This window comes from Sphingobacteriales bacterium, assembly GCA_016700115.1.
Classification (GTDB): domain Bacteria; phylum Bacteroidota; class Bacteroidia; order Chitinophagales; family UBA2359; genus UBA2359.
Window position 1 is genome coordinate 3315192 of the sequence record CP064999.1, and the last position, 12202, is coordinate 3327393.

General features: G+C 37.3%; 8 protein-coding genes. 5 read left to right on the forward strand and 3 right to left on the reverse strand.

Features of this window, described 5'->3' with window-relative positions:
• Positions 1-34 precede the first annotated feature (34 nt).
• Together IPM47_12005 and IPM47_12010 are read left to right on the forward strand one after the other, a co-directional pair.
• Complete coding sequence (locus IPM47_12005; protein QQS27608.1) at positions 35-1096, forward strand: hypothetical protein; 1062 nt, start codon at positions 35-37, stop codon at positions 1094-1096.
• 159 nt (positions 1097-1255) lie between these two features.
• Positions 1256-1858, forward strand: coding sequence for a hypothetical protein (locus IPM47_12010; protein QQS27609.1), 603 nt, complete (start codon positions 1256-1258; stop codon positions 1856-1858).
• A 516-nt stretch (positions 1859-2374) separates the two neighbouring features.
• On the opposite strand, the gene IPM47_12015 is transcribed toward IPM47_12010, so the two are convergent.
• Positions 2375-3916 carry a hypothetical protein gene (locus tag IPM47_12015; GenBank protein QQS27610.1) on the reverse strand — a complete coding sequence of 514 codons (1542 nt, stop codon included), beginning with the start codon at positions 3914-3916 and terminating at the stop codon, positions 2375-2377.
• A gap of 352 nt (positions 3917-4268) precedes the next feature.
• On the opposite strand from IPM47_12015, the gene IPM47_12020 reads away from it, so the two are divergent.
• The 3 genes from IPM47_12020 to IPM47_12030 all read left to right on the forward strand — a co-directional run bounded on the left by IPM47_12020 (position 4269) and on the right by IPM47_12030 (position 10019).
• Positions 4269-6350: a carboxy terminal-processing peptidase gene (locus tag IPM47_12020; GenBank protein QQS31458.1), complete on the forward strand. Its 2082-nt coding sequence runs from the start codon at positions 4269-4271 to the stop codon at positions 6348-6350.
• Between the two features lie 253 nt (positions 6351-6603).
• Complete coding sequence (locus IPM47_12025) at positions 6604-9474, forward strand: DUF4968 domain-containing protein (GenBank protein ID QQS27611.1); 2871 nt, start codon at positions 6604-6606, stop codon at positions 9472-9474.
• A gap of 89 nt (positions 9475-9563) precedes the next feature.
• Positions 9564-10019, forward strand: a complete 456-nt coding sequence (locus IPM47_12030; GenBank protein ID QQS27612.1) for a Rieske 2Fe-2S domain-containing protein — start codon at positions 9564-9566, stop codon at positions 10017-10019.
• Here the strand turns inward: IPM47_12030 and IPM47_12035 are convergent.
• Together IPM47_12035 and IPM47_12040 are read right to left on the reverse strand one after the other, a co-directional pair.
• Positions 9950-11242 (reverse strand): bifunctional folylpolyglutamate synthase/dihydrofolate synthase, encoded by a 1293-nt coding sequence (locus IPM47_12035; protein QQS27613.1) that lies wholly within the window; start codon positions 11240-11242, stop codon positions 9950-9952. The two genes, IPM47_12030 and IPM47_12035, sit on opposite strands and share 70 nt — an antisense overlap.
• A gap of 26 nt (positions 11243-11268) precedes the next feature.
• Positions 11269-12165 carry a hypothetical protein gene (locus tag IPM47_12040; protein ID QQS27614.1) on the reverse strand — a complete coding sequence of 299 codons (897 nt, stop codon included), beginning with the start codon at positions 12163-12165 and terminating at the stop codon, positions 11269-11271.
• Positions 12166-12202 lie beyond the last annotated feature (37 nt).

Consider the following 12202-nt stretch of genomic DNA (forward strand, 5'->3'; position numbering starts at 1 on the left):
TTCGCAGAACAAGGATAGTTTAACTATTGTAAACTTGAAAGCACAAATTAAAGGTTTGCAGAATGACACCACCGGATACTATGATTTGAAAAAAAAGAAAGAAAAATTATCTGATCAGTTTAGTGATCTTTTTGAAAAAGAGAGACAGGCTACAAATGAGTTAAATGAGTATAAAGAAAGAAATAGTAAATTAGAGCAGAAAGCAAAAAATTATGATGACATGAAAAAAAAAGTGGCTGGTTTAGAAGCAGATTTGAAAAAAAAGGAAGAGGCAATTAGCCAATTAAGGACAAGCATAAAAGCCGATTCCGTAAAAATTGTTAAATTGCAACAATCAGATTCAAAGAAAACATCCGAATTGGGATCTAAAGAAAAACAAATTGCAAATCAAAAAAAAGAAATTGACAGTTTAAAAACTGAAAGCAGGGAAAATAAAAATGAACTCGATCAATTCAAAAAAGATCTTGATTCTTGTAATAGTGAGAACGAAGCTATCAAAAATAAGAATTCCGATATTAATAAATTTATAGCCAACTATGTACAAAAAGAGCTTGCTGAAATAGACAAGCTCTTGAAAGAACAAGACCCTCTTGCACCTGATGTAAAAACTAAAATCAGTGCTACTAAAACTAAAATCAGTGAACTAAAAAAAATATCCAGCGAACCGGATTTAGTTAGCAAAGAAAGTACCTTAAATGAATTTGAAGCAAGTGTGGATAACCTTGTTGCAGCTAAATCTGCTTTTGACACCCACTATGAAAAAAAATCGATAAGTATTTATATAACTACCTTGAAAGAGATAGATACTAAAAAATTTGACAATATAAAATTAATTTCAGCCAATAATCAAATGGTACTACAGTTAGAGAAGTATTGTGCTTGTTATAATGACATTTATGAATTTTTTAAAATTTGGGAAACCACTTCGGGTTATACTCCTGAATATGTGCGTAAAGACATAGAAATTGACGTGCGTTCCAGAAAAGTAATGGATATGCCGTTAATGCAGTACCCCTTTATTCGGCAAGAAGTGGACAAGCGTTATGCGAATCCTGGGGAGAAGAAAAACCCATTCAACAAGGTATCCTGTGAATAAGACAACCTATCCTGCTATCCTGAACATTCCGGTCAAATTGACCCCCAGTTTAGTGATATAGACCCAGTGCAACGCACATGTATTTTGCAAATATTTGCTTTTTACTATCCTAAAAGAAATACAAAACTTAAACAATGCAAATAAATAAAATGTAAGTCCATGAAATATCTAACATTTGTTTTGTTCTTATTTTCTATTGTCAATACATCTGCACAGTCCGACAAAAAAGGAATTGTAAAAACGGCTAACGGTTTTTTGTTTTACTTTAACAACGGAATAAACAGTCATACCTTAGAATTAGAAGGGGAGGTTGACTTTAGAAATTTTCCTTCGTTAAAAGAAAATGGTGTATGGTTTGAGTTTCACAGAGCCTTGAAAGAAGACTTTGGAAGCGAGGAGAAAAGTATTTTGAGCAACTATATGAATTGGGAAGCCGAATACCTTAAACAAGAACTAAACTTAACAATTGTCCCGATAAGTGAATTGCTAATTCAAAATAATATTCCAATCAACATTTGGAAGTACAAAAGTCCATTTACCAATTTACCGGACGATATTGTTACTCCAATAAAAGCGACCTATTTTCTCGACTTTGTTCAAAACGACTTGATTTATAGATTCTCTTATGCTTCAATAAGCGGAAGTGACACACAGGCAAAAGAAATTCTGTTACGGTTATTCAATAAAATTCGGTTTTATAAGAATGGCATTGATTTAGAAAAACTACAACAAAACATTCAGAAAGGTATAAATTACTACTAATACACCTTGTAGACCAAACATATAAGTCAATTAAAGTACCCATAAAAGCCAACTATGTTTTACAACAAAAACATGATTTGAATTGAGTGTTTAACAAATTAGGGGAAAGGCAATCTGAATTAAGCGGCGGCATTTTTAGAACGATTGCAATTATTGTTTGAAAGGAATGAAAATTCCGGTCAAAATAACTAATTCGGTGATAATGACACATTGTTGCCAGTCAGAGGGTTTGATGTAAAAAAGTGTCCTGTTTGTAAAGAACTAAAATCCTCTCTGACATGTCGGCAAAAATAAAAGGATACATCGACTCCGATGGATTTTTTAATTGCATTTTTCGACCAAACATTAGTAGTATTGGTTGCATAATAAGTGTTTCACACAATATGATTAACACTACTGAGGCGTGTCCCTAAAACGCTCCTTTTATGTTGGACAGTTTATAAAAACATACTTATGCCCCAGCCAATAGTTTACGGGCAGTCATTTATTTTAATTACAAATCACCATCGAACAAATCTAAGCTGATTTTTTCATCAACTCTTTTGGAAGATAGTTATACCAGTTGCTTTTATAGTTTTTTTGCTGATAAAAGAGTTGGTATGGAGAAAATCCTTTGTGGTCATCTACTCTGCTACGCTCATAAGGGCTGTGGTTAAGAAAGTGTCGTATAATATTTAACCGTTCTTGGTTGATTTGCCCTCTTCCTGCCTGTAAGAAAGGTTTAAGGCGACTGTTAGTGGTTTCTATCATGGAAGAGGAGCGATTGGCTTTTGTTAAAAGTAATTGTAATTTTTGCAACATGGTTTGTGCTCTTTCTGCTCCGATTTGTTGGATGAGCATCGTTTTCCATTGTTCGGCTTGCTGTTGGTGATAAACTTGGTGGGCATATTGTTTACAACACCGGGTCTTGTGCTGATGCTTGCAGATACAAGCCTCTACCTGCCACAGAAAAGCGATGTTCCGGTCGCAAGTTGTTTCCGGCGTAAGCAAGTCCATCACTTCGGTTTCTATATCGGCAATATATTGGGTTGCGGCAGGTATTTGTTTTTTAAAGAAGTCTACGGATTTTTGCAATTGCTTATCGGGTATTTCTCTGAATAGTTGACAAACAGTTTTCAGTATTTGTCGTGCTTGCAGGTGGGTAACCCACTTGCCATGTTCATCAAAATAGGCAAAGGCGTTTTGGCTTTCCTGCAATAAAAATTGAGCATTATCGTACTGTTGCATCGCTAAATTGGCTTGGTTTCGAGCATTCATTACTTCTCGAATAGCCGTTTGTACCGCTTCTTTGTGTTTCGTGGCGGGGATCAGTTGTTCGTCCAATGCTTTCTGTGCCTGACGCAAGACTTTTTCGGATTTCTCCAAAGTCGAAAAGGCTTTTTTGAACTTATTCATTAGACGAACAAGTTCCTTGCTGATGACATGATAATAATGAAATAAATCGCCATGAAATACAAGGTCTAACCCTTTTAAACTCGACCCAATTTGAGTGGCAAAGTCTGCACAAATGTTCAGTCGTTTTAAATCACTATCCCCCAAAATAGACTTCAAGTAGCCAATCCAAGTTTCCGATTTACGGTTATCTGCCTTCACCAAGCATAATATGTAGCCTGTCCGGCTATCTATCATCACTAAATAGGGAATAGTCCCCTCAAAGGTTTCGTCTATTGCCAAATAAACAGTAAGCTCATGAGGCAAGGTGTCGTAGGCGGGAAGAACCGAACCAAATTTGCGAATAACACAGGATACTTCTCCTTTGCCCACGCCTAATCCACGAAGTCGAAGCGATTTTATAATACCACTAACGCTTGAATGATGAAGCAGGTACTCCTGAAGAATGAGCAACTCTATTCCCATTCTAACAGGGGGGCATTCCTTTTTGACCAGCAAACCCCATTTCTCTAATAAAAATGACACTATCTGCTTGTAATTATAACAAGTGCTACGAATAATTTTGTATTGTCTGGCTATCTTTGTGATACTTCCATAACTTTCCAATGCAATTACTTCTTGACCAATCGAAAGAATTTGAAGAGGGTTGTACTTTGTAGTGAACATAGTTTATGTTTTAGCAACACTATATTACATACTTCCTCTCTTATTTCATTCAATTGTCCAACGTTTTTAGGGACACACCCCTGAAACTGTCAAACATCTAAAACTTTTTTACCACAATCAATAGAATATTGGCTATTTTGGTTAAATTTGTGATTAAACAAGATTTAAACCAGAGGGTCATACTTCATAGTATCTTAATTGTTGTTAAAAAAACGGCATTTTGTAAATTTTAATAAACTTTATAGACCAATTACTGCGTTTATCAAAAAAAATCATGTTATACCCCCATCACAACACCTTAAAAAACAACGATATGGAGAGGGTTAAGAAATTTGTCATGTTGAGTTTTACAATGGCCCTTGCGGTTTTGTTGGTATTTGGATTTTCAGCATCTCCTGATACGGAAATCAAACAAAAAAACGAAGCCCTGTTAAGAGTCATTATGCAGGATTTGGCCGCTGAGCATTTTGAGCCAATAGCCCTGACAGATGATTTTTCGGATAGAGTATTCAAATTATATATAGATAATTTAGATCCCTCTAAGCGATTTTTATTAAGCTCGGATATCGAAAAAATGAGTCAATACAAAAAAAGAATTGACAATCAGATAAAAGATCTGGATTATTCGTTTTTCGATCTTTCAGTTGGATTGATAAAAGAACGGGTAGAAGAAGCAAAGGGATATTATCAGTCAATTCTTTCAACTCCATTTGACTTTGTTAAGGAAGAATTTATCGAATTGGATTCCAAAAAAATGAGTTTTAGTTCTACCAAAGAAGAGTTAAAAAAACGTTGGGAAGAATCCTTGAAATATCAAACCATGTTGCGTTTGAGTGACTTGTTGGAAGAGCAGGAAACTGATCAGGAAAAAAATGGGGAGAAAGCAACTCTAAAAACTTATGCTGAATTAGAAGCAGAAGCACGGCAAAAGGTTTTAAAAACACAGGATACATGGTTTAACAGAATGTCAAAATTGACCAATGACGACCGCATGAGTATCTACCTCAATTCCATCACTTCCGCTTATGACCCGCACAGCAATTACTTTCCACCCAAAGACAAACAAGATTTTGACATTTCACTTTCGGGAAGATTGGAGGGCATTGGTGCAACATTGCAGGAAAAAGACGGATATATCAAAGTAGTCAGTATCGTTCCGGGAAGTCCATCAGCAAGACAGGGGGATTTACAGGTTGATGACTTGATATTGAAAGTGGCACAGGGTTCTGATGAAGCTGTTGATGTTGTGGATATGCGGTTAGATGAAGCTGTTCAGCTTATTCGCGGTAAAAAAGGAACAGAAGTAAGACTAACAGTTAAAAAAGTGGATGGTTCTGTTATCATCATTCCTATTATTCGCGATGTAGTAATGATTGAGGAAGGTTATGCTAAATCTGCCATCATAACAGATGAACAGTTAGCAACTAATACCGGATATATTCATTTGCCGAAGTTTTATGCAGATTTCAATCATTCTGACGGTCGAAATTGCGCTTCTGACGTACTGAAAGAAGTGAACAAACTCAAATCTGAAGGAGTAAATGGAATCATTATTGATTTAAGAGATAACGGCGGAGGGTCGCTCCGCGATGTTGTTGACATGTCGGGTCTGTTTATTAAAGAAGGACCGATTGTTCAGGTAAAATCAAGGGATGAAAATCCATATGTTTATCAGGACAGGGATGTAAAATCGCACTACGACGGCCCATTGGTGATTTTGGTCAATCAATTTAGTGCTTCTGCTTCTGAAATTATGGCTGCTGCTTTGCAAGATTACGGACGTGCGGTAATTGTAGGCAGCCCTTCCACTTATGGAAAAGGAACAGTTCAACGGTTTACCAATCTCGATGCACTGGTGGCAGACAACAACCTAAGACCTTTAGGTTCTTTGAAACTTACCATCCAAAAGTTTTACCGCATTAACGGTCAGACTACTCAGCTAAACGGCGTTGTACCTGATATAATTTTGCCCGACAAATACGCTTATATTGATGTAGGAGAAAAAGAATTAGATTATCCGATGCCTTTTGACCAGATCAACTCTGCCAATTACAAAACTTGGAGCAGTCCAAATAAATTTGACCTAAACAGGATTAAGCAACTCAGTTCAGCTCGTATTTCTCAAAATCCGGTTTTTCAGCTTGTTGAAGAGAATGCCCAATATCTGAAAAATCAACGAGATAAATCTACTGAAACGCTGTGTTTAGACAAATACAGAGCCAAACAAAAAGAGAGCAAAGCAGATGCTAAAAAATTTGAAGCCATTAACAATGTTAATGATGAACTGAAAGTTAAGTCATTACAAACTGATAGCGAGGAATCAAGTTCTGATGCTGCGACTCAAAGCCAGAAAAAAGATTTTGTTTCTAAAATCAAAAAAGACCCCTATATTTTAGAAGCAGTATATATCGTCAATGACCTAAATACTCGATAGATATTCCTTCAAATTTCATTGTCTAAAAAACGCTGTCTTGATTTAAGGCAGCGTTTTTTTGCTTTTAACTGCCCTGTAAAATTTTTGATTTAAAATTATCTGTTAATGATAGTAAAGGACGACTCATGATACAACTATTCTTGTTCACAGAACATTTTTTCATTTATCCTGCTGTTTTTATTACTTTGCATCGTTTTCAGACAAAACTCATTTTGAAATTCAGGTAATATACACTCATTCAAAGCAGGAATTTATGAGAGGCTTTTTTCAAAAACAGTTAAAGTTCATCGGGGTTTTAGCCGGCTTATTCTTCGGAATACATCAAAATATAGCTTTAGCACAGGTCAGTATTAGTCCGCCAAATCCAGATGTTAATACCGATACTGTTACCTTGACTTTTAAGCCAAAAGAAGGAAACGCTGTTTTGTCCGATTTCAAAGATGCGGTTTATATTCATACCGGGGTAGTTACTGACCGAAGCAGCCACCCCATGGAATGGTTGCATGTTCAGGGAGAATGGGGAATACCCAATCCGGCATGGGAAATGAAACTCAATTCAGAAGGGAATTATGAATATAAATTTGTCATCCGTCAATTTTATAAAGTACCGGACGGTGAACAGATTTTAAAACTAATGATGGTTTTCAGAAATGCCGATGCTACTTTGGTTGCAAAATCTTCTGAAAATTCCGACATAGTAATTCCCATCAGCAATTATGAGCCGCCTTATATCGTCATGCCGGATGGAGTTGAAGCGACCTATATTGGAAATTACAAAACACATTCCATCCGCGAAGCACAGGTTACCATTCAAACAGAAAACCGGTCTTTCCAAATATTTCCTTATAGCCCGGATATTATCCGGTTTGCGCTTTCTGATGATCAGGGAAAATTTTCAAATCAGCCATCCAACACGGTTGTTTTAAAACCTGTTACGGTTGCAGTCAAAATTAAAGAAGAATCTAACCGGTTATTAATTTCCACCGGTGAGTTGACCATCATAGTTGATAAGTTTCCGGTATCGGTCAGTATTGAAAAAAATGATAAAAATTTATTGTGCCAAAAGGGCGATGTATTTTGGAAGGCAGATGCCAAAGGTGTCAGGTTTGAAATTGACCCGACTGCCTCTTTTTATGGCAGTGGATCAAGGGCAATAGATATTGACAGAAAAGGCAAGTTTTTAAAATTGTATAACAATGCCTGGTATGGATATACAAAAGGAGCTGACCACCTCAATATCGTTGCACCTTTGTTGCTAAGTAACAAACTTTGGGGGTTGTACTTTGACAATTATGACAAAGCTTATTTTGATATTGGTCATACTAAATCAGAGGTGTTGGAATATGGCACAAAAAACGGTGAATTGATTTACTATTTTTTTTCCGGCAACACATTTGACGAATTACTAAAATCTTATACCCGCCTGACAGGAACACAGCCTCTTCCGCCAAGATGGGCATTGGGATATATTCAATCCCGGTTCGGATATGAATCGGAGCAGGAGACCCGGCAAATTGTTGACACCATGTTGTCTGCTGGATTTCCGGTAGATGCTATTGTTTTAGACCTATATTGGTTTGGGAAGGCGGCAAATATGGGTGCGTTGGATTGGGACAGGTCGAAGTTTGCAAATCCCGAACAAATGATGAAGGATCTGTCTGAAAAAGGAGTTAAAACCATTTTGATTACCGAGCCTTATTTTACCCGTGAAAATAAAAATTATGCCATAGCAGAAAAGGGGAAATTGTTTGCCACAGATTCTATCGGAAACCCATACATCATCAAAGATTTTTGGGCAGGACCGGCATCCTTGATCGATATTTTTAATCCTCGTGCCCGGGATTGGTTTTGGGAGTTTTATCATTGGCGAATTAAAGAAGGTGTTGCAGGTTGGTGGTGCGATTTGGGTGAACCCGAAAGACATCCGGCAGATATGCAACATTTCAATGGAAATGCAGAGCGTGTGCACAATCTGTATTCCTTGTATTGGGCAAAAATGCTTTATGAAAACTATCGAAAATTTTACCCTCAAACCCGGTTATTCAACCTGATTCGTTCCGGATATTCAGGAATGCAACGTTTTGGTGGAATTACCTGGTCCGGCGATATTCAACGCAGTTTTAAAGGATTGTCCATTCAGCCATCTATTATGTTAGGTATGGGTTTGAGCGGTTTTCCATATATGCACTCAGACCTTGGCGGATTTACAGATGGACCTAAAAATGAGGAACTTTATGTGCGTTGGCTTCAGTTTGGCATGTTTAACCCAATTGTCCGTCCACATGGTTATCAGGTTCCGCCCGAACCTGTTTTTTATTCTGAAGAAGCTCAGCAAATTGTGCGGAGATATGTTCAGTTGCGCTACCGTTTATTGCCATATAATTATACACTTGCCTGGGAAAACAGCATCAATGGCACTCCATTGGCCAGGCCCTTGTTTTACGAGGAACCCGGTAACGACCGTTTGTTAAATATTGATGATACTTACTATTGGGGCAAATCAATTTTGGTTGCTCCGGTTTTAGAAGCCGGTCAAACTCAAAGACGTTTTTATTTACCCAATGGGTACTGGTTCGATTTGCATCACGATAAATTATCTAAAGGCGGGCAATTCATCACTCAGGATGTTAATATTCAGGATATACCGGTTTGGGTAAAGGCAGGAAGTTTTATCCCAATGGCACCGGTTATGCTAAATACCGATTCCTATCAGGCAGATACGCTTATTGTTCATTATTACCCTCATCTTTCAGTGCCTGAAAATTACTATTCTCTTTATTGGGACAATGGAAAAACGGTTAATGCTCAAAGCCTTAACCAATTTGAACTTATTCATTTTAATGGTTTGGTGAAAGCAAAGCAGATTAAAGTTTTTGTCGAAAAAACAGGGGGACATTTTAGGGAAATGCCACAAAAAAGATTGATAGAAATGGTCTTTCACAATATCAGCAAAACTCCAAAAAAATGGAAGTTAAAATACAATGGAAAAAAACCGGTAATGTTTGCCTCTCTTGAAGATTATATGTCTTCAGGTAAGGGGTTGTATTATGACAAGGAAGCTAAATGTTTACACCTCAAATTTGAATGGAATTATGAAAAAACTGAAATACGGGTTAACCCCTGATCCGAATGACCCTTAAATCAATCCTTGTTTTTGATTGTAACCTGTCCTTGTACAAGAAAAGAGATAAATTCTATACATTTTTAATCAGTATGCAATATAAATGGTTTAAAATAGCAAACTTGCCCTCACCCGGTAAACCATTGATAGCCCAAAATACAGTTGCAAGTTTATCAGTAAATGGCAGGAATTTGTATTTGGCCAATCTAAACGGAGAATATTTTGCCGGTGAAGCCAGTTGCCCTCACGCCGGCGGGGCTATGGATAGAGGTTGGTTGGACGAAAATGGATATATAGTTTGTCCGTTGCACCGGTTTTGTTTTGAACTAAATACCGGACATAATAAAAATGGGGAGGGCTTTGCGATTCAAACTTATCCTGTCAGGGAGGAAGAAGACGGGTACTATGTCGGATTTCCAAAAATTAAATGGTGCCTGGTAAGCAGAAAAATTCGTTTACTCCTACTTTTAAGTTTGAGTTATTCAATAACTTCAGCGACTACAAAAATACTGCCTCCAACAAAAATGATATCATCAGAATGGGCATAGAATTTGGCAGACCGAAAAGCTTCATTAACGCTATTATAAACTAAGCCTTTCAATCCATATACTTCGGCTTGCTGTTTCAGTTCTGCAGCAGGTAACCCCCTCGGAACATCAGCCTTACAAAAATAATATGCTGCGTTTACAGGAAGCAATGTAAAAATACTGTGCAGATCTTTATCGTTGACTGCACCAAAAACAATATGAAGTTTCCGATGAGGGAGTTCTGACAATTGGCTGACGACATAGCTGATACCGGCTTCGTTATGAGCACTATCTGCTATAATAAGGGGGTTCGCTTCAGACAAGATTTGCCATCGTCCTTTAAAACGGGTCAATGATTTTACTTTTTGTAAGGCTTTTGCTACAGTTTGCCTGCTGATATCAAAACCCAATGAAGGCAATAATTCAGTGGTCTGAATAATGGTGGCTATATTTTTGGACTGATAACTACCTGTTAAATCGGTTTGAAGAGATGTGTAAATTAACTCGTTGTTTTGAAAAACATCAAGTTGAGATTTTGTCAATAAACTTTGAAAATTTTGCACACAGATATTTTGATCTGCAAAAAAAACCGGCGCGTTCATTTCCGCTGCTTTTTTTCTGAAAACAGGTTCTGTTTCCGGATGCGTTTCTCCGATAACAACGGGTGTATTGAGTTTTATAATACCTGCTTTTTCCTGAGCGATTAAAGCGTATGTGTTACCCAACATTGCGGTATGGTCATAGCTGATATTGGTGATTACCGATAAAAACGGTTGAATGATGTTGGTCGAATCCAATCGCCCTCCCAAACCTGTTTCAATGACTGCAAAATCAGTTTGTTGCTCAGCAAAATGCCAGAATGCCATTGCCACCGTCATTTCAAAAAATGAAGGTTGAATCTTTTCAAAATGCAATTTATTTTCAGCAACAAATCTGACCACATCTTCTTTGGGTATATACTCCCCGTTTATCTTAATTCGCTCTCTGAAATCTTTGTAATGGGGAGAGATATACAAACCGGTTTTAAATCCGGCTTGAGTAAAAACAGCAGCCAAAGCATGTGCTACAGATCCCTTTCCATTCGTACCGGCAATATGAATGGCTTTGAGGTGATGATGTGGGTTACCAAGCAGTTCACACAACTTAATCGTATTGGTCAGGTCTTTTTTAAATGCTACCGCTCCCACCCTTTGGTACATGGGCAATTGGTCAAAAAGATATTGCAAGGTGGCCTCAAAATCCATTAGAAACCGTTCAAAATAAAATTAGGCTATTGAGGGGTAAGTGCTAATTGTAGTAAAACCGTCTCATTATTTTTTTCATAGGTATAATACACCGTAATTTTCCCATCTGAAGGGTTTCTTTGTCCAATACTGACGCTTTTTACCTGTTCATTGTCAGGAAATACATTTTGAACCGGTAGTGCAAAAGTATTCGATTGATAAACTACTCCATATACGTCCTTTAATTCAATTGGATTGCTGCCAGTATTATTGACCAATAAATGGCTGAAATACATTTTGGTTACATCATCAGGATGTTTAGTAATATTGCAGGTATAAGGTGCTGTACTACTTCCATCAGGATAGTAGCTGATGGCATTATATGCACCGATATACTTATCTCGTATTTCTGTTTCACATTCATTGCCTTCCCAACCGGGATTACAAACACAATCAGGTTCCAGGGTTTGTGTTAACTGACAAGTTGCATTGGTCGGGCATGTAACAGTTGCACATGGATTTGGTGTTTCACAAAAAATGCCAATGAACTCAGGAGGACAATCACAGGTACATGAACTTAGTTCAGGTTGATTGACCGGAGTTCCGCCGTTTTCGCAAGTAAAATTCAAACAAAAGTTTTGAAGTTCACAAAATTCTCCATCATATTCCGGTGGGCAAACACAATGACAAACTGTCGGGTCTTCTGCATCAATCTCTTTTGTGCCTCCGTTGACACATTCTATCAGTAAACAAGGGTCGTAAAATTCACAAAACTCACCATAATAACCCGGTAAACAGGCGCAATAAGGTTCAAAGTTTTTATCAATCACACAGGTCCCGTTTTCACCACAATCCAACCCGTCGCAAGGTTTATCATCGTTACAGGCGTTAAAAACAAAAAGGACTGAAATGAAAATATAAAACAGTAATGCTCTTGCTTGCATTGACAAAAATAAATTGAATACTAATTAAGAAAAACGT